Source organism: Actinoallomurus vinaceus (assembly GCF_039542055.1).
Taxonomy (GTDB): domain Bacteria; phylum Actinomycetota; class Actinomycetes; order Streptosporangiales; family Streptosporangiaceae; genus Actinoallomurus; species Actinoallomurus vinaceus.
On the sequence record NZ_BAABHK010000028.1, the window covers coordinates 1 to 24319 of the forward strand.

Here is a 24319-nt window from a genome sequence, read left to right on the forward strand (position 1 = left end):
TCGGTACCTTCCTCCAGTACAAGGCGCTGCGGGCCGGGGTGCCGTTTCTGGAGGTGGATCCGGCTTACACCTCTCAGCGGTGTCCCGTGCCTTGGTGCGGGCACACCCGGCGGGCCAACCGGCCCGACCGGGATACCTTCTGTTGTCGTCGGTGCGGGTTCGCCGGCCCCGCCGACGTCATCGCCGTCACCAACATCCGGGAACGGGCGTGCGTGGCGTGGGCATTCGTCAGCATGCCCGTCCCCAACCCTCGACACCAGAGGGGGAAGGGAGATGCGACCCCGGCACGACAGCCAGCCGCGACGGGGAGCGCAACAAGGCGTGAACGCCCGAGCCCCAAGCCCGGCCGTTCACGGCCAAGAAGCTGACGCTGCCCGTGAACTGGGACGAGAACCGCAACGGCTGGGCGGCCCTGCTGAGCCGCTGGGGTATGAGCGGCGAGGCCAAGAAGACCGGCGGTGACCCGGAGGAGCCGGTCGCGACGCTCAGTCTGTCCGGCGACCGGGAACTGCAGTGGTGCGTCTATCCGCAGAACCTGAACGGCTCCGTGACCAACTGGGGTCATGAGCTGCCGCTGGGGACGTGGTGGCACGTCGCCGTCGTGAACGACGGAAGCCACACGACGATGTACGTCGACGGCTGTCCGGTCGTCCGCAATCCGTCGACGAAGGCGACCGGCATCGCGACGGTCGGCCTGCAGTGGCTGCTGGGCGGTTACGAGTACGGAGGGAAGATCGACCAGATCCTGCACGGCTGGGTCGGTGACGTGCGCGTCGTCGACCGGGCCCTGCCGGTCGGCCGGTTCATGCCGGCCGGCACGGGCCGGTAGCGCGACCGCGAAGCCTCACCCCGACCCGCGTGAAAACGGGTCGGGGTGCCACGAGCGGATCAGGCCGCGAGGCGTACGGGCTCGGGCTCCAGGTCGCGCTCGGCCGCCACCGCGAAGAGACGGCGGGTCGGCACGAAGCGGGCGCTGGCCGCGATGAGCAGGGCGAGGACGATCGCCAGGCCGAGCCCGACCCGCAGCGACGCGGCGTCGGCGAGGAACCCGATGACCACCGGGCCGAGCACCAGCCCGCCGTAGCCCATCGCGCCGACCTGGCCGACCGCCGCGGCGGACCGGCCGGGCACCACCGAGCCGGCCACCGAGATCATCGTCGGGATGACGGTGCAGACGGCCAGCCCGGCCAGCCCGAAGCCGACGAGCGCGACCGGCGTCACCGGGGCGAGGACCACGATCGTGATGGCGGCCGCCGTGCCCAGACCCGCGTACGTCAGCATCCGGCGGGTGCCCAGCCGGGCGCGGATCCGGTCGCCGACGAGCCGGCCGGCGAGCATGGCGGCCTCGAACAGCGGGTAGGCGAGGGCGGCGACCGACTGGGTCGTGCCGAGCTCGCGGTTGAGGTACAGCCCGCTCCAGTCCGCGATCGTGCCCTCCATCATGAAGGCGACGAAGGCCAGCACGCCGATGAGGTACACCACGAGCGGCAGCCGCGTACGGCCCTTGCCGCCGGCGGCGGACGTGGTGTCGGGGATGTAGGTGCGGCCGAGGACGATCGTCAGGGGGAGGGCGAGGATCGCGCCGCCGACGAGGGTCTCGGCGAAGGACAGCCCGGCCGAGGCGCTGAGGGAGCCGATGAGCCCGCCGGAGATGCCGCCCGCGCACCATCCGGCGTGCATGCCGTTCATGATGGGCCGTTCGTAGGACCGTTCCACGGCGCTGGCCTGGGCGTTCATGCCGATGTCGGTGAGCCCGAAGGCCATCCCGAACAGCGCGACCGCGACGAACAGCAGCGCCCGGGTGGGCGCCAGCCCGACCAGCGCCAGGCTGACCGCCGTCAGTGGCGCGGCGACCTTCAGGACCGCCCCGCCGCCCAGCCGTGCCATGACGCCTCGCAGGCCCTGCATCGCGATGATGGCGCCGATCCCCCAGACCAGGATGGCCACGCCGACATCGCCCTCCCTCATCCCGAACTTGTCCGCGAGGGCCGGCGTCCGTGACACCCAGACTCCGCAGAGCATGCCGGCCAGGGCGAACGTCAGCACGGTGCCCAGGCGGGCCCGGACGAGGACGCGAGACGTCATGATTTCACCTCATTCTGTGTGCCGTGTTGCGCACGGAAGGACCGGCGCCCAAGATCGGGCGCCGGCTTGGTCGATCGTCGTGGTGGCCGCTACAGCAGGGCGAGCAGCCGTTCGCGCAGCGTCTCCAGCTGCGCCTCGTCATAAAGGTCGGGGTCGTGCATCACGACCTCCCAGAGCCCCTCGGCCGCCAGCCGCGCGACCTGGGCGGCGACCGGATCCGGGTCGTCGCCGGGGTCCCCGTGCCAGCGGTGCATCGCCTCGCGGAGCTGCGTGAGCAGCGCCGGGTCGGCGGCCGCCGCGCTGACCGTCGCCCATCGTCGCAGGAGGCGCGAGTGGTCGCGGTCCATGACGACGGCGAGGTTCGCCTCGACGAAGGCGCGGGTGTACGACCCGGGCCCTCCGGTCTCGTACGAGGCGATCAGCGCGTCGAACTCCTCGATCAGCCGCTCCACCAGGCCCCTGATCAGGGCCTCTTTGTTGGGGAAGTGGTAGAGCAGCCCGCCCTTGCTGACCTGGGCGCGCTCGGCGACCGCGGACAGCGTGAGCGCCTGGGTGCCCTGCTCACAGAGCAGGGCCTCGGCGGCATCGAGGAGGGCATCTCGTTTCATGACATCTCTACTATACCGTCCGGACGGTACAGTTATTCCCAATACGGACAGAACGTGCGATGAACGCCGCAATGTCCCGGGCGGCGTCGTCGTTCAGCAGCGCGTGCCGAAACAGCATGCGGTACCAGAGCAGGCCGTACACCACGTCCTGCAGCAGCCCGAGATCCTCGTCGGCGGAGATCTCGCCGCGGGCCACGGCGCGCTCCAGCATCGTGTGCAGCGCCGCGCGCCGGCCGGCGAGGAAGCGGTCGCGGAACCCCTCGGCGAACTCCGGATCGAGCAGCGACTGGGCCAGCAGGCCCACCAGGATCGGCCGCGCCTGCTCCTGCATCCCGAACGTGCGGCGGAGGAAGACGCCCAGGTCGGCTTCGAGCGTGCCCTCGTCGGGGACCGGAATGCCCTCCGAGGCCAGGTTCAGCAGGGCGTCGAGCGCGACGTCCGCCTTGGACCGCCACCAGCGGTAGATCGTCTGCTTGCCGACACCGGCCCGCGCCGCGATCCCCTCCATGGTCAGTCCGCCGTAGCCCCGCTCGAGGAGCTCGTCGTGCGTCGCCTTGAGGATCGCGAGCCGGGCCGCCTCGCTGCGGGGGCGTCCGGGGCGTCGGGTGTCGTCGCTCATGGGCCAACTTTACAAGACGTTGCGTCTCGGAATATATTTCGAGACGAAGCGTCTAGAAATTTGGAGACATCATGCGCGTTGTCGTGCTGGGCGGTACGTCGGGCATCGGGCTGGCGATCGCCGAGAGCTGTGCCGCGAACGGTGACGAGGTGCTCGTGACCGGACGCGACCCGAAGAAACTGGAGGCGGCCGCGGACAAGGTCGCCGTGGCCGAGGCCGTGGACGGCCGGTCCGAGGAGGACGTGCGCGCGTTCTTCGCCCGGCACGGCCGGTTCGACCACCTGGTCCTCGCGCTGAGCGGCGCGAGCGGCGGCGGAGCGCTGCGCGAGGTGAAGATGGACGACCTGCGCGCCGGCTTCGAGGGTAAGTTCTTCCCCCACCTGCTGGCCGCGCAGGTGGCCCTCGACACGATCGCCGAGGACGGGTCGATCACCTTCATCACCGCCGCCAGCGCCCAGGGGGCCATGCCCGGCACCGCTGGCCTCGCGGCCGTCAACGGCGCGCTGGAGCGGGCCGTACCGCCCCTGGCCGCCGAGCTGGCGCCGATCCGGGTCAACGCGGTCTCGCCGGGCGTGATCGACACGCCGTGGTGGTCCTTCCTCCCGGAGGAGCAGCGCCGCGAGCAGTTCGCCGCCTTCGCCGAGCAGACCCCCGTCGGCCGGGTCGGCCGTCCCGAGGACATCGCCGACGCGGTCCGCTACCTCATGGGTGCCGGCTTCGTCACCGGCACCGTGCTCAAGTGCGAGGGCGGCCTCACCCTCTGATCCGCCATGGCCGGTCCGCGCCGCCGTCGTGGCCCTCCTGCGGCGGCGCGGATAGGCTGAGCCCGCGATGGTGTATCTGGATCACGCGGCGACGACGCCGATGCTGCCCGAGGCGATCGAGGCGATGACCGCGGAGCTCGCGCGCATCGGCAATCCGTCGTCGCTGCACGCCTCCGGCCGCGCCGCCCGCCGCGTCGTCGAGGAGTCGCGGGAGATCATCGCCGAGGCGATGGGGACCCGGCCCAGCGAGGTGATCTTCACCAGCGGCGGCACCGAGGCCGACAACCTCGCCCTCAAGGGCATCTTCTGGACCCGCCGGAGCGCCGACCCGGCCCGGACCCGCGTCCTCGTCAGCGCCATCGAGCACCACGCGGTGCTCGACTCCGCCCAGTGGCTGGCCGACCAGGAGGGCGCGACCGTCGAGCACCTGCCCGTCGACCCGGACGGCCGCGTCCAGCCCGACACCCTCCGGGCCGCCGTCGACCGCGACCCCGCCACGGTCGCGGTCATCAGCGTCATGTGGGCCAACAACGAGATCGGCACGATCCAGCCGATCGCCGAGCTCGCCGCGATCGCCCGCGAGCACGGCATCCCGTTCCACACCGACGCCGTCCAGGCCGTCGCGCAGCTCCCCGTCACCTTCGCCGCGGACGCCATGACCATCACCGGGCACAAGATCGGCGGACCGGTCGGCGCCGGTGCCCTGCTGCTCGCCAAGGGCCTCGACCCCGTCCCCGTCCTGCACGGCGGCGGCCAGGAACGGGACGTACGATCCGGCACCCTCGACACCGCCGCGATCGTCGGCTTCGCCGCCGCGATGCGCGTCGCCGTGGCCCGCCGCACCGCCGAGGCCGAACGCCTCGCACGGCTCCGCGACGACCTCATCGACCGCGTCCGTACGGCCGTGCCCGACGTCGTGCTCAACGGCGACCCGAAGGACCGGCTCCCCGGCAACGCGCACCTGTCCTTCCCCGGCTGCGAGGGCGACGCGCTGCTGATGCTGCTCGACGCGCGGGGCGTCGAGTGCTCGACCGGCTCGGCGTGCTCCGCCGGCGTCGCCGAACCCAGCCACGTCCTCCTCGCCATGGGCGCCGACCTCGCGCGGGCCCGCGGCTCCCTGAGGTTCTCCCTCGGCCACACGACCACCCAGTCCGACATCGACGCCGTCGCCGAGGCCATCGCCCCCGTCGTCGAACGCGCCCGCCGCGCCGGCACCACCTGACCGCCCGGCCGGCACCGCCGTAAGCCGGACCTTGCCACTGCCGTGAGGCCGGCGACGCCACCGTGATCCGGGCCTGGCCGCTTCGGTCGACCCGGGTACCTCAGCCCGCAGGAGCGGGCAGAAGAACTCGACGCACTCGCCGCTTCGTGCAGGCAGCCGGAGATGGCCGGTTCCGAGTGGAGCCTTACGGCTGGTACGGCTCCAGGACCTCCCACGCCGGGTCCGGCTGCGACGAGACCTTCGCCCGGCCCTCCGGCCAGGCGGCCGCGAGCTGGTCCAGCTCGGCGACCGCGCCGGACTCCGGGTCGACGTACAGGTGGAACATCCGCCGCCCGTCGCCGCTCTCGTGCGCGGCCAGGACGGCCCGCTCGCCCATCGCCTCGATCGACTTCTCGAACTCCCGCAGCGCCGCCGACGACGGCTCGACCGGAAGCCGATCGGGGTTGGCGTGCGCGTACGGCAGCGCCACCGCGACGTACAGGTCGCACAGCGGATGGTCCTGCCGGTGCAGCGGGAAGCGCACCGCCACCCTGGCGGCGTGTCCCAGCGGCGTACGGCCCTCGCCGGTCAGCCACGCCGGCTCGGAGAACGGCGCCGCGACCTGCTGGACGACCGCGGACAGCATCGACGGCGGCAGCGCGTCCATCGGCTCACCGGTGACGGCCGCGACGTCGCCGATCCAGCGCGCCACGTCGTCCTCGCCCAGCGCCCAGTCCAGCACGCGGTACGTGAAGGCGAGCTGCGTCTCCTCGGGCAGGAACAGGAAGTCCGGGTGGTAGGCCGTGACGTCGACGCGCGCCCGGCGCGCGTCCGCCCGCAGCCCCATCTTCACGTAGGTGAGGTCGAACTCGTGGTCCTCGAGCTGAAGCTTGCCGTCCAGCATGTCCGGATCGGCGGCCCGCGCGGGACGGTACTCCCAGGCGTCGTCGGTCGCGGCCCGATACCAGCGCTCGGCGATGCCGCGCAGCTCGCCCACGCCGCCGCCGCTCACCGTCAGGCTCGGCCCCGGACCGATCTCCCACTCGAGGTCGGGGTGCATCGCCTCGACGTGCTCGGTGATCTGCTCGGCGACGTCCTCGGGCACGTCGCCGTCCAGCCGTTCCCGAGCCTCCGGCCACCACTCCCAGAACCGGGCGATGGCGGCGTTGGGCGACGGATTACCTGGAGAGCGTCGGAAGATTCCCATGGTGCGGCCAATCGTACGACCGACGGTCACCGTTCCAGACTACGCACGCCCGTTTCCCCGCCGAGATCTGCGGAGCAGGAGTATGCGGCCGTCACTCATCGTGATCGGATCGGTACGGAGTGACTTGACAGGTGCATCTCCAATGCGCGAACCTATGACCACTAGCCGACCTCATCGGGGTCTGGAAGTGAAGCCGGGAACCCCCGCACAGCCGGGAGCCCGGCTTCGCGCGTTTCTAGGACCGGCTCGCCACCTCGATCACATTGGTGTGAGGTGCGTACCACCTCGACCAGTTGTCCTTGCCCTCGACGAGGTCGCGGCGCCAGGCCGCCGCTGCGGCGTCGGCCATCCATAGGCCGGGAGCCGTCGACGCCGGCGCTTGGTCGACCGGGAGGGCGAGGTCCAGAAAGCCGCCGTCGCGCAGTCGGCCGATGGTGCGGGCGTCGGCGGCTCGGAGCTTCGCGTCCTCGCGTTGTTCCAGCAAGATGCCGCCCGCCTCCTCCTTCGCCGCCAGGTGGGGAAGGAATTCCCAGAGGATCTTGGCGCGGATGCGCTCTCGCGACTTGGGGTCGGCGTATCCCGATGTCCAGCCCACCGCGAAACGCGTCCCGCGCAGACTCGCCAGCAGCGCGGCGAGCTCATGCTTGCGATGCCGGTCTTTGATGCGCGACAGATGCAGCCGCCGATGTCCCTTGGAGTCCACGTCCTCTTCTCGCACGAGGGTGCGGAGCAGGGCTTCGCAATGTGCGAGGTGGTCGGTCTCGATGATCGCCGCCGCGACGAGGTAGAGGCCGGTTCGCGCGAGCGTCGGCTCGGCGTCGGCCTCGTCCAGGTATGCAAAGGATCCCACGCGGCGAACCGTAGACGATTCGAACACTCTATGTGTGTGGATCGCTACAGATCGGAGTCGTGATTCGCTGTTCGTCCCGGTATGTCGCTCGGGACGGTCGCGCGGGAGGCGGGCCGGAGCGCGTACCCTCGGTTGGGTCATGACTCTTCGCGTACTCGCCGCCATGTCGGGCGGTGTCGACTCCGCCGTGGCCGCCGCCCGTGCCGCCGAGGCAGGGCACGATGTGACCGGCGTGCACCTGGCGCTCTCGTCCAACCCGCAGTCGTACCGCACCGGCGCGCGGGGGTGTTGCACGCTCGAGGACGCCCGCGACGCGCGCCGGGCCGCCGACGTGATCGGCATTCCGTTCTATGTGTGGGACATGGCCGAGCGGTTCGACCGGGACGTCGTCCAGGACTTCGTCGCCGAGTACGCCGCGGGCCGTACGCCCAATCCGTGCCTGCGCTGCAACGAGAAGATCAAGTTCCAGGCGCTGCTGGACAAGGCCCTCGCGCTCGGGTTCGACGCGGTCTGCACCGGTCACCACGCGCGGCTGGCCGACGGGGTGCTGCGGCGGAGCGTCGACCTCGGCAAGGACCAGTCGTACGTCCTGGCGGTGTGCACCCGCGAGCAGCTGGCGCACGCGATGTTCCCGCTCGGTGACATCACCAAGGCGGAGGTGCGCCGGGAGGCCGAGCAGCGCGGGCTGGCGGTGGCCGACAAGCCCGACAGCCACGACATCTGCTTCATCGCCGATGGCGACACGCAGCGCTTCCTGGCCGATCGGCTCGGCGCGGAGAAGGGGCGGATCGTCGACACGTCGGGAGAGGTCCTCGGCGAGCACGATGGCGCCTTCGCGTACACGATCGGCCAGCGGAAGGGGCTGCGGCTCGGCCGCCCGGCGCCCGACGGCCGGCCGCGCTACGTCCTCGACATCTCGCCGGTGGACAACACGGTGACGGTCGGGCCCCGTGAGGCCCTGGACGTCCACGAGATCCACGGCGAGCGGCCGGTCTGGCTGGCCGAGCCGCTGACCGCGCCGTACGACTGCGAGGTCCAGCTGCGGGCGCACGGCGAGGTGCACGCCTGCACCGCGGTCCTCGACGGCGACGTGCTGCGGATCTCGCTTCGCGCGCCGGCGCGCGGCGTGGCCAAGGGGCAGGCGGCGGTGCTGTACGACGGCGACCGCGTGCTCGGTTCGGCGACCATCGCCGCCGCTCTCGCGGCGACCGCCCTGCCGAACACCGCCTGACGATCCCGGCCGCCCGTACCCGACGGCGGCGATCACTTCCCCGCGGCCGACCGGAGGTTCTCGGCCTGGTGGCGTAGCCGGTCGCGGGAGCCGTCCGCCAGGTCCGTGCACAGGCGACGTACGCCCACGGCCGGGCCGGCGTCGGCGCTCACGTGGAGCTCTCGGTCCGGGCGGACCGGACGATGCGTTCCAGCGCCGCGGCGTGGGCGGCGAACGCCGCGCGCCCGTGGTCGCTGAGCCGGACGAGGGTCCGTCGCGTGGTGCCGGAGCGTTCCTTGCGGACCGTGACGTAGCCGGCGTTCTCCAGGGCCGTGATCTGCTTGGACAGGGCCGAGTCGCTCGTGCCGATCGTCTCGCGGAGGAACCGGAACTCCACCCACTCGGCCGGGGCCAGCAGGGCCACGATCGACAGCCTCGCCGGAACGTGGATGAACTCGTCGAAGCCGTCCTCCATCACGGCTCCCGGCGGAGCGTCGCCTTCATCGCCCGATTCAACCACGGCGTCGTCACGGCCCACGTCAGTGCCATGCCGACCGCCCCGATGGTGGAGGGGACCGGAAGGTGCGCCAGGGCGGCGACGATGCGCAGCGCGACGAAGACCGCGATCATGGCGCCGATCATCAGCAGCACCAGCAGCCCGGACTTGTTCGTGTAGCTGGATCGGCGCAGGCGAGCGCGGCGTGACCGGTTGGAGATCACGCCGAGCGCGCACAGGAGCGCGATGCCGGCGGCCTGGTAGGGCAGGGAGTCGGAGACGTAGTCGGGGATGGCGCACGCGGCGCACAGCAGGAGGGTCGCGCTGACGAGGTACCACCGGGGTACGGGGCCGAGGGCGGCCTCGGTGGTCTGGTCCTCGCGGTCGCGGATCTCGCGGAGGGCATCCTCGGGAGTCATCGGCTTCCTCTCGTCGACTTACTTTCCTCTCAGGAAAGTAGCACCTACTTTCCTGAGAGGAAAGTCGGACCTGGGCGAATCACCGGCCGGCCGTCCGCGTAGGGTCGGGAGAATGAGATTCGGTGTCTCGACCTTCGTGACCGATGAGGGCATCGGACCGGCCGAACTCGGCCGGGCGCTGGAAGAACGCGGGTTCGCGTCGCTGTACGTCGCCGAGCACACCCACATCCCGGTGAGCCGCGAGAGCCCGTACCCGGGCGGCGGCGACCTGCCGCGCGTCTACTACCGGACCCTCGACCCGATCGTCGTGCTCACGGCCGCGGCCGTCGTGACCGAGCGGCTCACCCTGGGCACCGGCATCGCGCTCATCCCGCAGCGCGACCCCATCATCTTCGCCAAGGAGATCGCCTCGCTCGACCTGGTGTCCGGCGGGCGGGCGGCGGTCGGGATCGGCGGCGGCTGGAACCGCGAGGAGATGCGCGACCACGGCACCGACCCGAAGACCCGGATGGCCCTCATGCGCGAGCGCGTCCTCGCCATGAAGGAGATCTGGGCGAAGGACGAGGCGGAGTTCCACGGCGAGTACGTCGACTTCGACCCGACGTTCTCCTGGCCCAAGCCCGTACGGACCCCGCCGATCCTGGTCGGTGGCTGGGGGCCGAAGACGTTCGACCGCGTCCTGGAGTACGGCGACGGCTGGATGCCGATCGCCGACGAGGCCGACCGGCTCGCCGACGGCGTCAAGGACCTGCGCGAGCGCGCCGGCCGCCACGTCCCGGTCACCGTCTATGCCTCTCCCGCCAGGCGCGAGGTCATCGACAAGCTCATCGCCGCGGACGTGGACGAGATCCTGCTGTTCCTGCCGACCAAACCCGCCGACGAGACCCTGCGCCGCCTCGACACGATGGCCGAGCTCATCGCCGACTAGGCGACCCGCCGGCCCTGCTCCGTCAACGGTCTTCGGTCGCCTTCCACAAGGCGGTGAGCAATGCCCGGCGGCGGGAGTCCACGGGTTCGGCGTCCCGGAGCTGGTTCATGCTGTACGAGAAGCCGATGCCGTTCCGCGGCCAGGCGGCGTGCACGGAGCCGCCGGCGCCGTCGTGGCCGAACGCGTCGGGTGCCGGGCCGAGGAGCCGCAACGGGGTCTGGAGCTGGAGACCGACCCCGTAGGCCATCGGGTCCTTGCTGAACGGATCGGTGCCTTCGGCGAGCGGCGACCGTCCCTGCTCCAAGGCGGCGGAACCGAGGAGGGCGACTCCGTCGAGCACGCCACCACAGGCCAGGCAGCCGTACAGCCGTGCGATGGAACGGGCGGTGCCGATGGCTCCGGCGCCCGGGATCTCGGCCTCGTGGAAGGCGCGCGAGTTCCAGGGGATGTGGTCCGTGGGGAAGATCGGCGGATTGCGCCAGATCCGGTGGAACAACGCGTCATCGGCCAGCTGCCGGGGATCGGCGGCCGGACCCGCGCCCCAGCCGGGCGCGTACTCGAGAGTGCTGACCCGGTCTTCGTACGCGGCGGGCAGCCCGATCCAGAGGTCCAGCCCGAGCGGGGCGGCGACCTCGTCGGCGAAGAAGCGTCCCACCGTCCGGCCGTCGACCCGGCGGACCAGCTCGCCGGCGAGCCAGCCGTAGGTCAGGGCGTGGTAGACGAGACCCGCCCGGGGATCCGGATCGGGCGCCTGGGCGGCGAGCAGGCCGGCGAGGTTCCGCGGGTCGGTGAGGTCGGCCTCGACCAGCGGCGACCGGATCCCGGGCAGTCGTGCCCGGTGCGAGACGACGTCGCGGACGCGTATGGCGCCCTTGCCGCCGGCGGCGAATTCCGGCCAGTGATCGGCGACCGGGGCGTCGAGTTCGAGCAGGCCCCGGTCGATGAGAATCAGCAGGCAGACGGCGACCAGGCCCTTGGTTCCGGAGAAGACCAGCTGCAGTGTGTCCTGCCGCCAGGGCCGGCCTGTGGCGCGGTCGGCGAGTCCGCCCCACAGGTCGACGACCGGCCGTCCGTCACGGACGGCGGCGAAGGCCGCGCCGACCTCGCCGCGGTCGGTGAAGTTGCGCTCGAACTCCTCCGCCACCTCCTCGAAGCCGGGTGCCACGAATCCCTCGATGTTCGTCATGACGGCAAGCCTGCGAGCTCGCGGGCGGCGGCACGAGGGGCCGGAAGGACATCCGGTGAAAAGATCAGGCCACGGTCCGGCCGCATCGCGTGGTCCGGAAAACGGCTCTCGGCTCTACGGCCTTCCGGCTGACGCGGGTCGGCGGTCGTGGTCAAGCGATCCGGACGATGCTCTTCCCACGGGTCTCGCCGTCGGCGAGTCGCTGGATGGCGGTTTCGAGGTCGGCCGGTTCGTATTCGGTGGTGATGTCGATGTGGACCCGGCCGTCGGCGACGAGCCGGAGTGCCTGGCGGGCGCTGTCGGCGAGGCGGTCGGGATGCGTTTCGCTGAGCAGGTTGCTGTTGTAGGTCAGCAGGGATTTGCCCTGCATGAGCAGGTCGTTGACGGAGACCTGGACGGGTTCGAAGGTGGCGATGTTCCCGTAGACGACCAGCCGGCCGTGGGGGGCGAGCCGTTCCAGGTTGGCGTGGCGGGCGGGGCCGCCGATGGGGTCGAGGATCACGTCGAATCGCTCGTCGGCCAGGGCATCGGGGAACTCATGGCGCGTCAGCACCCGGTCGTAGCCGAATCGGGCAGCGTACTCGGCTTGGCCGTCATTGCCGACCACACCGGTGATCTTGGCAGCTCCGGCGTTCTTGGCGAACTGCGCGGCGAGGGTGCCCACGCCGCCCGCGGCGGCGTGGATCAGCACGCTCTCGCCGGGCCGTACCCGGGTGACGGTGTTGATGAGGTCGTAGGCGGCGGGGGTGATCCAGCCGAAGCCCGCGGCGACCCGCGGATCCACGCCGGTCGCGTCCAGGGTGAGGGCGGCGGGTGCGATGACCACGTCGGCGTAGGCGCCGGAGCCGGTCAGCGCGGTGACCTTTTGGCCGACGCGGGCCGGGTCGACGCCGTCGCCCACCGCGATGATGCGCCCGGCGGCCTCGAAACCGGGGACGAACGGGCGTGGCACGGGGAAGTGGCCGCTCCGTACCAGCACGTCGCCGTACTGGATCCCGGCGTAGGCGACCGCGATGGCGACCTCGCCGGCGCCGGGGGCGGGCTCATCGAGGTCGGTGAGGCGGAACTGGTCGTCGGTGTCGAGTATGACGGCCTTCATGATGACAACCTCCTGAGTTGACTCAGTATGCTGATATCGGTACGAGTGAACGCTAGTGAGTATCAGCATGCTGAGTCAACTCAGCTGGCTGTGAAAGTTGGATGATGTGATGACGGACGTCCCGGTCGAGGAGTACCTGTGCACCCGGATCCGGCGCGCCGAGCAGGCACTGATGGGGCACCACGAGGCGGTGCTGCGCGGCTATGGGCTCACCATGACGCAGTACACGGTGCTGCTGACGCTCTCGCGTGAGGGCGGCATGTCCGGTGCCCAGCTGGCCCGTGCCTGTGGCGTCACTCAGCAGACCATGGCCACCGTGCTCACCGGCCTGCAGAACAAGGGCCTCATCGTCCGTGAGCCCTCCCCGGTGCACGCCAAGGTCATGATCGCCGCACCGACCGAGCAAGGGCAGCGGTTGCTGGACCGCGCCTACCAGGAGGTGATCGTCCTGGAGCGTGCGCTCACCGACGCGTTCACCCCTGCCGAGCACGCGTCCTTCTGCGACCTCCTGGACCGCGCGACCACCATCCTGGCCCGGCAGACCCCCAAGCCCGAATAACAGCCTCACCCGATCGCCCGGCGGAACCGGTCGCCGAGATCGGTGAGACGCTCGACCGGCTCGTTGGCGAACACGAGCCGCAGGTACCGGCTCCCGCTCGGACCCCAGCCGTCCATCGGCGTGGCCGCGACCTTCGCCCGGTCGAACAGGCGCGTGGACAGCTCCGCCGGGGTCAGGCCGAGCGGGCCGGTGTCGATGAGCAGCGACCAGCCGCCGTGCGGCGGGACGACCGGGTACGCGGCGAGCTCCCGCAGCACCGTGTCGCAGCGCCGCCGCCACTCGGCCGTGGCGGCGGCCACGTCGGCGTCGGCGTCGGGCGCGTCGAGCGCGACGGCCACGGCGTCCTGCGCCAGGCCGACCTGGCACACGACGTTGGTCAGGCCCACGAGCCGTACGTCGGCGAGGATCTCGGCCGGGCCGACGACCCACCCGACGCGCCAGCCGATCATCCGCAGTTCCTTCGAGGCAGAGCCCACGGTGATGGTCCGGCCGGCCAACCTCTCATGCGATGCCGGGTGGCTCGGCGGCCGGCCGTCGAACCGGATGCGCTCCATCGCCGCGTCGTAGATCAGCCATGCGCCGTGACGCTCGCACGCGTCGGCGAGGGCCGCCCAGTGCCGGTCGTCGAGCACGAGACCGGTCGGCATGGCGGGGCCCATCATGAGGACCGCCGCCGTACGGGGGCCGACGGCGGCGGCGAGCCGCTCGGGGTCCACGGTCCAGCCCTCCGCCGTCGCCTCCGTCGGCACGAAGCGCGGCACCCCGCCCGCCAGCCGTACCCGGTTGACCAGGCCGGCGTAGATCGGGTCGCACAGGACGACCTCCTGCCCCGGCTCGACCGTCGCGAGGAGCGTGTTGAGGACGCCGTTGAGACCTCCGGCCACGCTCACGCACTCGGTCGCGGCGTCGTATGAGCGCCCGGCGATCCGGCCGACGTGGGCCGTGGCCGCCTCCCGGAGCGGCCGGTGCCCCTGGAACGGCAGGTAACTGTTGGCAGCGTCGTCGTCGACGGCCGACCGGGTCGCGGCGAGCGCGACGGCAGGCGGCCGGATGTCGGTGTCGAGGTTCTCCAGCCGCAGGAAGTCGGGGTCGGCGGCGGCGTCGGCGGCGTCGCCGACCACGTCGACCCCGATGCCGGGAATGTCGCGCAGGCGGGTCACGGTCATGGTGCCCTCGATTCGCTATGCCGGTATGGATGTACCACTATGCTGATACGCATGGACGTTGGGCAAGTCGTCGGAGGCAACCTGCGGAGGCTGCGAACCGCGGCCGGCATCTCGCTGGCCGACCTCGCGGCGGCGGGCGGGATCAGCAAGACCACCCTGCACGGCATCGAGCTGGGGCAGGCCAACCCCACCCTGGGCACCCTCTGGGCGCTGGCGACGGCGCTGAAGGTCCCGCTCGGCGAACTGCTGGAGGAGCCCGCCTCGGCCGTGGAGGTCGTACGGTCGGCGGACGACCGGCCGCGCGTCGAAGGCGACGCGGTCGGCGCCCGCCTCCTCCACCGCATCCGGATCCGCGGCACCGTCGAGGTGTACGACATCGAGGTGGCGGCCACGGCGCAGCACTCGGACGCCCACCTGCCCGGCGTGGAGGAGTGCCTCGTCGTCACGGAGGGCCGGGTCGCCCTGGGACCCGCGGACGCGGCGACGGAGCTGGAGGCGGGCGACTCCATCCGCTTCGACGCCGCCCGCCCGCACGTCTACGAGGGACTCGAGGAGCGCAACCGCGCCGTCCTCCTGATGCTCCACCCGGAGCCCTGACGGTCGCGACTCCGGACTGCCGGTCCGGTGTCAGGCGGTCCGTCGCCGCGCGTAGACCTCGATCTCGATCTTCATGCGGGGGTCGGCGAGGCCGCACATCAGCATCGTGGCGGCCGGACGGATCTCGCCGAAATGGCGGCGCAGCACGGGCCAGCACGGCTCGAAGTCCGCGCGGTCCGGCAGCAGGTACCGCACGCGTACCACGTCGCCGAAGTCAAACTTCGCCTCGGCCAGTGCGGCCCCGATGTTGCGCAGGCACTGCTCGGCCTGCTCGACGACGTCCTCGGAGATGGTCATGGTCGCGTAGTCGAACCCCGTCGTACCGGACACGTGAAGCCAGTCGCCGTCGACCACGGCTCGGGCGTAACCGATCTGCTCCTCGAAGGTGGAACCGCTCAGGATCGCGCGTCGCTCTGTCATGCGCCGGACCCTAGGGTGACCAGCGGTGATATGTCTAATACTTGTGGCTTCATCAGCTGATATCACTAGGCGTATGGAGCGTCCTGAACTTCCCCTCCAGCAGTTGTACGCGTTCGCGGTGCTCGCCGAAGAACTCCATTTCGGTCACGCGGCCGAGCGGCTGGGCATCGCGCAGCCTCCGCTCAGTCAGCAGATCCGCCGTCTGGAGGACAAGATCGGCCATCCGTTGTTCGACCGTGGCCCGGGGCGCGTCACGCTCACCCCCGCGGGGCAGGCGCTGCTGCCCTCGGCCCGGCAGGCGATCGCGGAACTGACGGATGGCCTGGCGGCGGCCCGGGCCGCCGGCAAAGGCGAGGTGGGGCGGATCCGGCTCGGTTTCGCTGCCTCGCTGGCGCTGACCGTCCTTCCGGAGCTGCTGCGTACCCATCGGGAGCGCTTCCCCGGCGTCCGCATGGACATCCGAGAGATGACCATGGCACCGCAGATCGACGCGCTGCGAGAGAAGACCATCGACGCGGGTCTCCTGCGCGAGCCGCCGATCGATGAGCCGGGACTGCGGTTCCGGACCGTCCTGACCGAAGGCTTCGTGGCGGTGCTGCCGACAGGGCACCCACTGGCGACCCGGCGCTCCGTCCGCCTCTCCGACCTGGCGGAATCGCCTTTCGTGCTCCTGCCGCGTGAGACCGGCCCGCGGTTTCACGACCAGATCATCGGACTGTGCCAGGCGGCGGGCTTCACACCTCGGGTGGTGCAGCGCGCGGTGGAGTGGCAGACCGTCTGCGCCCTGGTCGGCGCGGGTCTCGGTGTCTCCCTGGCTCCGGCGAGCATCCGCCGGATCGGCCTGGGCGGTGTCGCCTACCGCCGGCTCGAGCCGGCCACGGCCCGTACGAGAGTCGCCGTCGCATGGCGTGAGGGCGACGGCGATCCTCTCGTCGCACGGTTGCTGGAGACCGTCGGCGAGGCCTCGGCGGACCGGCCATAGCCCCGCGCCGGTCCACGGTCACCGGAGAGCAGGAAGGCGACCCGAGGGCCTCGGCGAGCGCAACCGTGCCGTCCTCCTGATGCTCCACCCCGAACCCTGGCCCGGCTGAGCAGTTCAGGGTCGCCGGCGGTGAAATGAGTCCAGCCCGCCTGCCCGGACCGTCTCTGGATCCGCGTTTATTTGATGTGGAATCTACGCCGGCCGGCTAGCGGCTCTAGGCCGGATCGCCACCAGGGTAGCCACGTGGACGGCTGCCGCAGTACCAGTTGTGCGAATGAAAGCGGGTCGAAGAACGCGTCGCGGCGGAGAACTTTTCCGGAATCCGTGATCCATATCTTGTCGACGGCGGGAATTCGTGCCGGTACGCGACCGACGGTGGCGTTCAGCCGATGTTCGATGAACAGGATGTCCTCGTGGCCGGTCCAGCTCAGCACGTCACTGCGGAGATCGGGCAGGAACGCGAGGAGCCGTCCGGCCTCCTCCCACCATTGATGCCGACCTTTGACGCATGGCAGTAGCGGCTGGTTGAGTTCGACGTCCTCGGTGAGAAGGCCATCCCAGGCATGTGGCTCGGGTCTGTCCCAGCTTGCGGCGAAACTCGCGACGACCTTCTCGTGGACGCTGTGCCAGTCGGCCACTACAGCGCTCCGAGTTGTTGCATCGCGGCGGCGATGTCGAGGTAGGTCTCCTTGCGGTGTACCAGCCTTCCGGTCATGCTGATCACGTCGACTCCGCTGAACCGGATCGGCTTCTCGGTCGGGTGGAGGGTGAGGCCGTCGAGCGGGAGCGGTGCGGCCAGCGTCGCGGTGATCGAGCACTGGTGCACGAAGAAACCGTCTCCGACACTGAGCCTTTCCGTGGCGAAATGAATGTCCGGCCAGAGTGTCAGCAGCCCCGCGAATACCTCACGGACTTTAGCGTGCCCGGCGACCTCGGATGAGCCCAGCAGATGCAGGCGAAACACGGTGTCCCGGGTATGCATCGCCATGATTTCGTCCAAGATATGAGAATTCCACGCCTGGCCGTAGTCGTCGACGACTTGCAAAAGGTCGTTATCGATGACGGTCATGAGTTCCTCCTAGGGAAATCGACTCGCCGCCGTGCACCGCGAAGCATCGGGCTTGACCGGGCCGGTCTCGAGCGAGTCGGAGCCCATCGGGGAACCCGAGTGCGCCTCTGGTGGCGATCGCCCACTCGCGGGTCCCTACTGGTGCCACCGCTCAACCTCCCGGCATTTATTGCAATCGTTGCAAGAGATTCGCCGATACAGTAACAGCCGAAACAGCCTGTTGCAATCATTGCAAGAAGGGGTGGTATGGACCCGCGGAGACAGCGCACCGCCGAAGCCCTGCTGCGCGCCGCTGAGGAGATCTTCAGCAAGCGTGGCGTGGAAGAGGTGACCGTCGAGGAGATCGCCCGAAAGGCCGGGGTGGCCGTCGGCTCGATCTACAACCATTTCGGATCGAAGTCGGGTCTGCACGCAGCCGTCATCGAGCAGGCTCTCGACGTCGATCGCGACTACATGGACCGCGCCTACAAGAGAGAGCGCACGCCGACCGAGCAGTTGTACGCCGCCGCCGATGAATACCTGGAGTTCTATCTGGCCCATCCGGAGTACTTCCGGATGCTGGCCTTCCCCGGCGAGCCGGGACAATATGCGGCCGGGCGCGAGGTCGCCGAACGCCTGGCCCGCTCGGTTGACGAGCAGAACCGGCGGATGGTCGAGGCTCTTCGCCGTGGGATGGACGCGGGCGTGATACGAGCCATCGATCCGGCGGAGGCGGCCACCGTCTTGTGGGCGGCCTGGAACGGAGTGATCAGCCTCGGCTGGCGGCCCGACAGTCTGCGCCGCACCGAACCCGAACTTCGCAAGCTGCTGCACACCGCCACCGGCATCATCGCCAACGGGCTCCTGGCCCGCTGATGGCCTCCCACCCGGGCGGACACCGAGAAGGCGTCCGCCGAACTCCCACTCGTGGATCTCTCGTTGCACGGTTGCTGGAGACGGTCGGCGAGGCCTTGGCGGACCGGCCATAGTGCCGCGCCGGTTCCCGGCCGCCTGAGGGCTGGGAGGCGATCCCGAGTGGTCGTTCACGAAGTAGGTCGCCGGTCCGTCGGCGTCGTCGTCACCGGGCGGCCGGCGTCGCGAAGCGAGCCCACACGACCTTGCCGCCGTCGGCGGCGGAGCGGTGGCCCCAGGCGGCGGACAGCGCGGCGACGATGAACAGGCCGCGACCGGTCTCGGCGACGAAGTCGGGTTGCCGAAGTTGCGGCCGTCCGGGGGCGTCGTCCCAGACTTGAAGCTCCAGGGCCGTCGCGTTCCACCGCCACTCGATGAGGGCGTGGATCGCGCCGGCCCCGGCGCGCAGCGAGTTCGTCACCAGCTCCGTGACGACCGTCTGCAGATCGTCGGCTAGGGCGGCCAGGTCCCAGCAGGCCAGCACCTTCGCCGACCATTCCCGTGCCTCGCCCGCGGCGGTCGGTCCCGCGGGCAGCTGCCGGAAGGCGAAGATCCGTTCGTCCTCGGGGGATACCCGGTCGGTCATGGCGTCGCCCGTCTTCCTCGGAGATCGTGCGCATTGTGTGGTCGTTCTGTAACAATGACCTCACTCTGAGTAATGCGGAAGATTCGAGCCGACTTCTGAACCCCCCGGAGGCAGCGATGACCGCGGCCGAGAACCTCGATCCGGACGAGTCCCTCTGGAACGCCATCGCCTTTCACCTGCGCTACGAGCGCCAGAAGCGCGGTATGTCGCAGACCGAGGTAGGCGCGATCATCGGCGTCAACAAACATGGGGTTTCAAACGCCGAAGCGGGCCGCAACAAGCTGACCCGCATCCAGGCCGACCGCCTCGACAAGTCCTGGGACACCGGCGGCCTCTTCGTACGGCTCCGCCGCTTCGCCCGCCTCAGCCACAACCCCGACTGGCCTGCTCAGGTCGACCGCTACAAACGCGAGGCGGACCAGGTCAAGATCTTTCATAACGGCTACGTCCCGATTCCTTTCCAAACGGAGGACTACGCCCGGGGACTGCTGGCAGCCGGTCATGCGGCCGGGCTGGTCGAGGACGTCGAGTCGGCCGTCGTGCGGCGGATGAACCACCAGGCGGCGGTCCTCGAGCGCCGCCCGCGACCGCCGCTGATCTGGGCTGTCCTGGACGAGTCGGCATTACGGCCGATGGGTGAGTCGGCGGTCATGAAGGCGCAGTTCGAGCACATCGTCGAGTGCAGCCGACTGCCGCACGTGTCACTGCGCGTCGTCCCGCTGGCGGCCGCTCCGCATGTCGGGATCGATGGCTGGTTCTGGTTTTTCGAACTGCCGGGACGACGTCTCGCCGCCTTCGCGGGGACGACGCTCGACGTGGGTCGGGTGATCGACGACCCGGCGGAAGCGACCAGCGTGGCGATCCGATTCGACCGGATTGCCGCACGGGCGTTGAATGAGGACCAGACTCGCGATCTCTTGATGGGGATGGCTGAACACTCATGACCGTATGGCGCAAGAGCAGCTACACCACCGGCAGTGGCGGGACCACCGAGTGCGTCGAGGTGGCGCAGGTCTTCGGCGTGGGCGATGAGCCCGAGCCGAATGAGCTTGTGGCATGGACGGCTGAGCACTCATGACCGCTCAGATCTCTGTAGCGATGCGCCAGGCCTGAACGACCTCGTGGACGACGGTTCGGGGTGATCGGCCAATCGTCGGCGTTGGCTCACTCATGCCCGCTCCCGCGTTCTGGAACGAATCGGCGGTACCGCTGGTCTGATCGGTCGTAATCCATGCCGGTTCGGCGTCGATCGTCCAATGCGGGGAGCGAGCATGACAGAGCCAGACCAGGCACTGGACCAAGAGCCCACCGAGCCGGCAGCCGCTCCCGCCGGGGCAGGAGGACCGCATCGGCCGGGGCGCAGGTTCGGCCGGGTCCGTCCTCGTCGCCGTCTCGAGATCACGCTGCCCAGCGCGGACGAGATCGCTGCGCTGCCGGCGAAGGACCGGTTAGAGCTGGCTCTGCAGCGCCGTCAACACCGGCAGCAGAGCGTCAACAGCATCGGCATCCTGTTCGGCGTGGTGTTCACCGCTGCAGGCCTGATCGCCACCGCCCTGACCCTGCGAAGCAGTCAGGAAGGTCAGGTCACCGACCGGTACACCAAGGCCGTCGAACAGCTGGGCTCCGACAGTCCGGAGGTCCGCCTCGGTGCGATCTTCGCGCTGCAGCGGCTTGCCGGTGACTCAGGCCGTGACCACAATACGATCATGGACGTGCTGGCCGCCTACGTGCGCGTCCACGCCCCCAGGGCCAACGCCCGGACACCCGGCGAACCGGACGCTGACGTTCAGGCCGCCCTCACCGTCCTGGTCGGAAACGATCGGATGCGCGAGCCCTATTCGCTCGACCTCCATGGCATCCGGATACCGGGCGCGGAGCTCGCGAGCGCCGCTTCGAACAGCGCTGGGAGGGACACTTACTTCCACGGCCCCTACCTCACCGCTACCGAGCTGCGGCGTGAGGGCTGGCACGTCGCGGACCTACGCGGCGCGAACCTGGAGGGCGCGGACCTGAGCCGTGCGGTACTGGGAGCGGCCGACCTGGGCAGCAGCAACCTCCGCCAGGCGGTCTTGCGCAACGCCCACCTCTACGGCGCGCGACTGCACGGTGCCGACCTGACCGGCGCGCGACTGAATGGAGCGGACCTGCGCAGCGCCGACCTGACCGGCGCGCAACTGAACGGAGCGGACCTGCGCAGCGCTGACCTGACCCGCGTGCGGGGGATGACACCGGATCAGATCCGCCGCAGCGCTGTGACCGACAGCGGCACCCGATTCTGACTGCCTCAACGTCGTCATCCGAGGTGGCGGCCTTCGCTCATCGGTTCGGGGTGAGGTCGGTCAGTCGTCGGCTTTGGTGAGTGAGCGGATCGAGGGGCGCAGGATCTCGACGATCTGATCCGGGTCGGCGTCGGCGAGGTGGTCGAGCTTGATCAGGTGCCGGCCGACGGCGACGCCGATGAGCACGGCGCTGACCAGCTCTGCGCGCAGGCCGGCCTGCTCGTCCGGGATGGCCGCACTGATCCGGTCCGTGTGGTCGCGGGACGTCTCCCGGACTTCGTGGGCCGCCTCGGGGTGCGTGAGCATCGACCGTAGGACGGCCAGCGACTCGACGGGTTCGTTGGCCAATGAGTCGCGTAGACGGTCGAGTAGTTGCTCGGCGACCTCGTCGGCCGTACCGCCGGGCAGGGGAGGGTTTCCGCCCTCGGTCGCCCGCGCGAAGAGGCGTTCCTTGCTGCGGAAGTAGTGCATGACCAGGCCGGGGTCCACGTCGGCGGCCGTCGCCACCGCGCGGATGGTGGTCCGGTCGTATCCGGTCTCGGCGAACAACCGGCGGGCCTGCGCCAGGATCCGGGCCTCGGTGTTGCGCCGCTGCTCGGCCCGGGACGGCCGCGCCGAGGGATCGCTCACACGGCTCATTCTACGGGTGTTGACTGGGTCGGAATTTCGTTCTACATTCGTTGAATAAGTCATTGAACACGCGTTGAACGGGAGGTCCGCGATGGAAGGTCCGCTGGAGGTTCTCGAACGTCGGCGGCGTCTGCTGGTCGAGGGGGACATAGAGGCGTTCGCCGACCTCTTCGCGGTGGACGGCGTGATCGAGATGCCGTTCGCCGTCGACGGCATCCCCGCTCGGCTGGAAGGCCGGGAGGCCATCCGGGAGTTCTCGGCCCGGGCCGCCACGATGCCGTTCGAGATCATCGACCTGCGCACCGTGCAGTTCCACCAGACCGCGGATCCCGAGGTGGTGATCGTCGAGATCGAGAGCGTCGCGCGGGTGACGACGACCGGGGAGACCTTCGAGGCCCCCTGCATCCAGGTCTTCCGGATCCGCGACGGCCGGATCCTGCTGTTCCGCGACTACGTCGGTGCCCATTCGGTACCGGATCTCGCCGCCTCCTGAACCGAACGACTCCTGGGCCGGCCGGAGTCAGACGGTGAGGACGACCTTCCCGCGCGGGTGGCCGTGGGCCAAGTGGTCGACGGCGGCGGATGCTTCGGAGAACGGGAAGGTGCGGTCGATGACCGGAGTGAGCTTGCCGTCGTCGGCGAGGTCCTTGAGTGCCAGCAGGTCCTTGCGCCGGGCGATGGCCACGAAGGTGCCGAGTTTTCGGCGGAGGAGCGGGGACATCAGGTGGGCTCGGATCTGGCGGCCCATGCCGAGCAGGCGGCCGCCGCCTTCGCCGCCGACGATGACCAGGGTGCCGTGCGGTGTGAGAGTACGGCGCAGGAGCGAAAGCGGCCGGTTGCCTGCGGCGTCGATGATGACGTCGTAGTGGCCGGTGATCTCTTCACGGGTGTAGTCGATGACGTGGTCGCCGCCCAGGGAACGGACGAGATCGGCGCCCGTGGGGCCGCAGACGCCGGTGACCTGGGCGCCGTAACCGACCCCGAGTTGGACGGCGAAGGTGCCCACGCCGCCGGAGGCGCCGATGACGAGGACCTTCTGGCCCTCTCGTACACGGGCCTTGTCGCGTAGGGCCTGCAGGGCAGTGACCCCGGAGACGGGCATGGCGGCGGCCTGTTCGAAGGTGAGGTTGTCCGGCTTTGGAGCGAGGCGGTCGGCTTTGGCGCGGGTGTACTCGGCGAAGGAACCGCTACCGGTGCCGAAGACCTCGTCGCCTGGCTTGAGGTCGGTCACGTTTGCGCCGACAGCGTGGACACGCCCGGCGACGTCCAAGCCCGGGACGGGATTCCGGGGTTTGCGGAGTCCGATGCCGAGGCGGATCGCGTACGGCGTGCCCGTCACCATGTGCCAGACGTCCGGCCCGACACCGGCCGCCCGCACCTGCACCAGGACTTCGTCGTCGAGGGGTACGGGCCGGTCGATCTCCCGTAACTCCAGAATGTCGGCGCGACCATAGCCGTCACGGACGATGGCCTCCATAGCGGTTCTCCCTCGTCGCCGGGATATCGAACTTCACGCAGTCGGCTCCGTGAACACTCGGACGTTCCGTCCCATTGAAAACGGCCCACCGACCCGCGATCAAGACACGACCGGCGTCGAAATACGGGACCAGGGCTCGGGCAGGCTAAAGGCCCAGGAGTTCGGGGTCGGCCGCCCGGGCTCGCCACTCGCGGGCCGGGTCGGCGATGAGCCGGCGGGTGCGGAGATCGAGCAGCCCGCTCACGTGGCCGATCTCGGCGGCCAGGGTGCCGTCCGCATGCCTCATCAGATGCCGGACGCGGTACGTCTTGCCGTCCCCCCACTCCCAGTCGCAGGACACGTCGACCTGGTCTCCGCCGCGGAGTTCACGGTGATACCGGATGACCGTCTCCAGGTTGACCGGTCCGAGCCCGTCGGCCAGGAGTTTCTCGACGGAGACACCGGCGGCCTGGACACACTGGAACCGGGCGTGGTCGCCGTACTTGACGTAGAAGCCGCCGCCCAGATGCAGTTGCGAGTCCACCTCATAAACGCGGACGTCCAGCCGTACGCTGAACGGCTCAGTGCTATGCGTCGGTGTCATCAGAGGGCTCCTGCTCTGCCAGCCATTGCCGCGAACGTTCGGTCAGATAGCGACGGCCGTCCGCGTGGACCTCGAGCCAGTCGCCCCGGGCCCAGCCGCCCGCCGCCTGAGGAGAGAAGCCGTGCTTGCGGAACAACGCACTCGCCTCGGCTCTCGTCAGGCCTCGCGTGCCCCATTCGGAGATGAGAGAGCGGTACCGGCTCTCCTCCGGGGCCTGGGCGGGGTCGGCCGAGATCGCATCGGCCAGCGCGGCGTACCCGGCGCTGATCTGGCGTAGCGCCGCGGCCACCTGGTCCCGTTGCGACGGGAATGACGGCTCCATGTCTCATAGGTTAGCAATCGGTACCGATCGCTATGCATTAAGAGCGTTCGCGCTCTCCCGACCGCGCGGCTCGTGGAGGCCGCAAG

32 protein-coding genes are annotated in these 24319 nt (G+C 70.1%); 14 read left to right on the forward strand and 18 right to left on the reverse strand.

The window, feature by feature from the left end:
- Positions 1-368 (forward strand): zinc ribbon domain-containing protein (locus ABEA24_RS49995; protein ID WP_345443028.1); only part of this gene is annotated, 368 nt, incomplete at its 5' end.
- Between the two features lie 8 nt (positions 369-376).
- A complete protein-coding gene (locus ABEA24_RS50000) occupies positions 377-829 on the forward strand; it encodes a LamG-like jellyroll fold domain-containing protein (protein ID WP_345443030.1) in 453 nt (150 codons plus the stop codon).
- Positions 830-888: 59 nt separating this feature from the next.
- Here the strand turns inward: ABEA24_RS50000 and ABEA24_RS50005 are convergent, their stop codons facing one another.
- The 3 genes from ABEA24_RS50005 to ABEA24_RS50015 all read right to left on the reverse strand — a co-directional run bounded on the left by ABEA24_RS50005 (position 889) and on the right by ABEA24_RS50015 (position 3312).
- Entirely contained in the window at positions 889-2085 is a 1197-nt protein-coding gene (locus tag ABEA24_RS50005; protein ID WP_345443032.1) for an MFS transporter, read from the reverse strand.
- 89 nt (positions 2086-2174) lie between these two features.
- Positions 2175-2693, reverse strand: a complete 519-nt coding sequence (locus ABEA24_RS50010; RefSeq protein WP_345443034.1) for a TetR/AcrR family transcriptional regulator — start codon at positions 2691-2693, stop codon at positions 2175-2177.
- Between the two features lie 10 nt (positions 2694-2703).
- The gene (locus ABEA24_RS50015; RefSeq protein ID WP_345443036.1) at positions 2704-3312 is read right to left on the reverse strand and encodes a TetR/AcrR family transcriptional regulator; all 609 of its coding nucleotides are present in this window, start codon (positions 3310-3312) and stop codon (positions 2704-2706) included.
- Between the two features lie 71 nt (positions 3313-3383).
- Here ABEA24_RS50015 and ABEA24_RS50020 point away from each other — a divergent pair, with 71 nt between their 5' ends.
- Together ABEA24_RS50020 and ABEA24_RS50025 are read left to right on the forward strand one after the other, a co-directional pair.
- On the forward strand, positions 3384-4076 hold the full coding sequence (locus tag ABEA24_RS50020; RefSeq protein WP_345443038.1) for an SDR family oxidoreductase: 693 nt from the start codon (positions 3384-3386) through the stop codon (positions 4074-4076).
- A 67-nt stretch (positions 4077-4143) separates the two neighbouring features.
- Positions 4144-5298 (forward strand): cysteine desulfurase family protein, encoded by a 1155-nt coding sequence (locus ABEA24_RS50025; RefSeq protein WP_345443040.1) that lies wholly within the window; start codon positions 4144-4146, stop codon positions 5296-5298.
- A 184-nt stretch (positions 5299-5482) separates the two neighbouring features.
- Here the strand turns inward: ABEA24_RS50025 and ABEA24_RS50030 are convergent, their stop codons facing one another.
- Entirely contained in the window at positions 5483-6484 is a 1002-nt protein-coding gene (locus tag ABEA24_RS50030; RefSeq protein ID WP_345443041.1) for a DUF695 domain-containing protein, read from the reverse strand.
- Between the two features lie 235 nt (positions 6485-6719).
- Entirely contained in the window at positions 6720-7334 is a 615-nt protein-coding gene (locus ABEA24_RS50035; RefSeq protein WP_345443043.1) for a hypothetical protein, read from the reverse strand.
- 139 nt (positions 7335-7473) lie between these two features.
- On the opposite strand from ABEA24_RS50035, the gene mnmA reads away from it, so the two are divergent.
- Positions 7474-8565, forward strand: coding sequence for a tRNA 2-thiouridine(34) synthase MnmA (gene mnmA, locus ABEA24_RS50040; RefSeq protein WP_345443045.1), 1092 nt, complete (start codon positions 7474-7476; stop codon positions 8563-8565).
- 148 nt (positions 8566-8713) lie between these two features.
- Here the strand turns inward: mnmA and ABEA24_RS50045 are convergent, their stop codons facing one another.
- Together ABEA24_RS50045 and ABEA24_RS50050 are read right to left on the reverse strand one after the other, a co-directional pair.
- Entirely contained in the window at positions 8714-9019 is a 306-nt protein-coding gene (locus tag ABEA24_RS50045) for a transcriptional regulator (protein WP_345443047.1), read from the reverse strand.
- Positions 9019-9459, reverse strand: coding sequence for a hypothetical protein (locus ABEA24_RS50050; protein ID WP_345443048.1), 441 nt, complete (start codon positions 9457-9459; stop codon positions 9019-9021). Before ABEA24_RS50050 ends, ABEA24_RS50045 begins: the two co-directional genes overlap by 1 nt.
- A gap of 112 nt (positions 9460-9571) precedes the next feature.
- Between ABEA24_RS50050 and ABEA24_RS50055 the strand changes: the two genes are divergently transcribed.
- Positions 9572-10387, forward strand: a complete 816-nt coding sequence (locus ABEA24_RS50055) for an LLM class F420-dependent oxidoreductase (protein WP_345443050.1) — start codon at positions 9572-9574, stop codon at positions 10385-10387.
- Between the two features lie 22 nt (positions 10388-10409).
- Here the strand turns inward: ABEA24_RS50055 and ABEA24_RS50060 are convergent, their stop codons facing one another.
- Both ABEA24_RS50060 and ABEA24_RS50065 read right to left on the reverse strand, forming a co-directional pair.
- Complete coding sequence (locus ABEA24_RS50060) at positions 10410-11573, reverse strand: serine hydrolase domain-containing protein (RefSeq protein ID WP_345443052.1); 1164 nt, start codon at positions 11571-11573, stop codon at positions 10410-10412.
- Between the two features lie 151 nt (positions 11574-11724).
- Positions 11725-12672 (reverse strand): quinone oxidoreductase family protein, encoded by a 948-nt coding sequence (locus tag ABEA24_RS50065; protein WP_345443054.1) that lies wholly within the window; start codon positions 12670-12672, stop codon positions 11725-11727.
- Positions 12673-12781: 109 nt separating this feature from the next.
- Between ABEA24_RS50065 and ABEA24_RS50070 the strand changes: the two genes are divergently transcribed.
- Complete coding sequence (locus ABEA24_RS50070; RefSeq protein WP_345443056.1) at positions 12782-13231, forward strand: MarR family winged helix-turn-helix transcriptional regulator; 450 nt, start codon at positions 12782-12784, stop codon at positions 13229-13231.
- A gap of 5 nt (positions 13232-13236) precedes the next feature.
- Here the strand turns inward: ABEA24_RS50070 and ABEA24_RS50075 are convergent, their stop codons facing one another.
- A complete protein-coding gene (locus tag ABEA24_RS50075) occupies positions 13237-14397 on the reverse strand; it encodes a pyridoxal phosphate-dependent aminotransferase (protein ID WP_345443058.1) in 1161 nt (386 codons plus the stop codon).
- A gap of 51 nt (positions 14398-14448) precedes the next feature.
- Here ABEA24_RS50075 and ABEA24_RS50080 point away from each other — a divergent pair, with 51 nt between their 5' ends.
- Positions 14449-14994 carry a helix-turn-helix domain-containing protein gene (locus ABEA24_RS50080; protein ID WP_345443060.1) on the forward strand — a complete coding sequence of 182 codons (546 nt, stop codon included), beginning with the start codon at positions 14449-14451 and terminating at the stop codon, positions 14992-14994.
- A 30-nt stretch (positions 14995-15024) separates the two neighbouring features.
- On the opposite strand, the gene ABEA24_RS50085 is transcribed toward ABEA24_RS50080, so the two are convergent.
- The gene (locus ABEA24_RS50085) at positions 15025-15414 is read right to left on the reverse strand and encodes a RidA family protein (RefSeq protein ID WP_345443062.1); all 390 of its coding nucleotides are present in this window, start codon (positions 15412-15414) and stop codon (positions 15025-15027) included.
- 73 nt (positions 15415-15487) lie between these two features.
- Between ABEA24_RS50085 and ABEA24_RS50090 the strand changes: the two genes are divergently transcribed.
- Complete coding sequence (locus tag ABEA24_RS50090) at positions 15488-16396, forward strand: LysR family transcriptional regulator (RefSeq protein WP_345443064.1); 909 nt, start codon at positions 15488-15490, stop codon at positions 16394-16396.
- Between the two features lie 176 nt (positions 16397-16572).
- Here ABEA24_RS50090 and ABEA24_RS50095 read toward each other — a convergent pair whose 3' ends face one another.
- Together ABEA24_RS50095 and ABEA24_RS50100 are read right to left on the reverse strand one after the other, a co-directional pair.
- A complete protein-coding gene (locus ABEA24_RS50095) occupies positions 16573-17034 on the reverse strand; it encodes a nuclear transport factor 2 family protein (protein ID WP_345443066.1) in 462 nt (153 codons plus the stop codon).
- Positions 17034-17465: a nuclear transport factor 2 family protein gene (locus ABEA24_RS50100; protein ID WP_345443068.1), complete on the reverse strand. Its 432-nt coding sequence runs from the start codon at positions 17463-17465 to the stop codon at positions 17034-17036. The genes ABEA24_RS50095 and ABEA24_RS50100 overlap by 1 nt, the downstream gene beginning before the upstream one ends.
- Before the next feature lie 246 nt (positions 17466-17711).
- Between ABEA24_RS50100 and ABEA24_RS50105 the strand changes: the two genes are divergently transcribed.
- Positions 17712-18320, forward strand: a complete 609-nt coding sequence (locus ABEA24_RS50105) for a TetR/AcrR family transcriptional regulator (RefSeq protein ID WP_345443069.1) — start codon at positions 17712-17714, stop codon at positions 18318-18320.
- A gap of 202 nt (positions 18321-18522) precedes the next feature.
- On the opposite strand, the gene ABEA24_RS50110 is transcribed toward ABEA24_RS50105, so the two are convergent.
- Positions 18523-18942, reverse strand: a complete 420-nt coding sequence (locus ABEA24_RS50110; RefSeq protein ID WP_345443070.1) for an ATP-binding protein — start codon at positions 18940-18942, stop codon at positions 18523-18525.
- Between the two features lie 116 nt (positions 18943-19058).
- Here ABEA24_RS50110 and ABEA24_RS50115 point away from each other — a divergent pair, with 116 nt between their 5' ends.
- The 3 genes from ABEA24_RS50115 to ABEA24_RS50125 all read left to right on the forward strand — a co-directional run bounded on the left by ABEA24_RS50115 (position 19059) and on the right by ABEA24_RS50125 (position 21221).
- Positions 19059-19886, forward strand: a complete 828-nt coding sequence (locus ABEA24_RS50115) for a helix-turn-helix domain-containing protein (RefSeq protein ID WP_345443072.1) — start codon at positions 19059-19061, stop codon at positions 19884-19886.
- Positions 19883-20020, forward strand: coding sequence for a DUF397 domain-containing protein (locus tag ABEA24_RS50120; protein WP_345443074.1), 138 nt, complete (start codon positions 19883-19885; stop codon positions 20018-20020). Before ABEA24_RS50115 ends, ABEA24_RS50120 begins: the two co-directional genes overlap by 4 nt.
- Positions 20021-20213: 193 nt before the next feature.
- Positions 20214-21221 (forward strand): pentapeptide repeat-containing protein, encoded by a 1008-nt coding sequence (locus tag ABEA24_RS50125; protein ID WP_345443075.1) that lies wholly within the window; start codon positions 20214-20216, stop codon positions 21219-21221.
- Positions 21222-21281: 60 nt separating this feature from the next.
- Here the strand turns inward: ABEA24_RS50125 and ABEA24_RS50130 are convergent, their stop codons facing one another.
- Positions 21282-21851, reverse strand: coding sequence for a TetR/AcrR family transcriptional regulator (locus ABEA24_RS50130; protein WP_345443076.1), 570 nt, complete (start codon positions 21849-21851; stop codon positions 21282-21284).
- Between the two features lie 91 nt (positions 21852-21942).
- Between ABEA24_RS50130 and ABEA24_RS50135 the strand changes: the two genes are divergently transcribed.
- Positions 21943-22344 carry a nuclear transport factor 2 family protein gene (locus tag ABEA24_RS50135; RefSeq protein WP_345443078.1) on the forward strand — a complete coding sequence of 134 codons (402 nt, stop codon included), beginning with the start codon at positions 21943-21945 and terminating at the stop codon, positions 22342-22344.
- Between the two features lie 27 nt (positions 22345-22371).
- Here the strand turns inward: ABEA24_RS50135 and ABEA24_RS50140 are convergent, their stop codons facing one another.
- From ABEA24_RS50140 to ABEA24_RS50150, 3 genes are all read right to left on the reverse strand, one after another.
- Positions 22372-23328: an NAD(P)-dependent alcohol dehydrogenase gene (locus ABEA24_RS50140; RefSeq protein WP_345443080.1), complete on the reverse strand. Its 957-nt coding sequence runs from the start codon at positions 23326-23328 to the stop codon at positions 22372-22374.
- A 145-nt stretch (positions 23329-23473) separates the two neighbouring features.
- On the reverse strand, positions 23474-23911 hold the full coding sequence (locus ABEA24_RS50145) for an acyl-CoA thioesterase (protein WP_345443082.1): 438 nt from the start codon (positions 23909-23911) through the stop codon (positions 23474-23476).
- Positions 23895-24233, reverse strand: coding sequence for a hypothetical protein (locus ABEA24_RS50150; protein ID WP_345443084.1), 339 nt, complete (start codon positions 24231-24233; stop codon positions 23895-23897). The genes ABEA24_RS50145 and ABEA24_RS50150 overlap by 17 nt, the downstream gene beginning before the upstream one ends.
- Between the last annotated feature and the right edge of the window lie 86 nt (positions 24234-24319).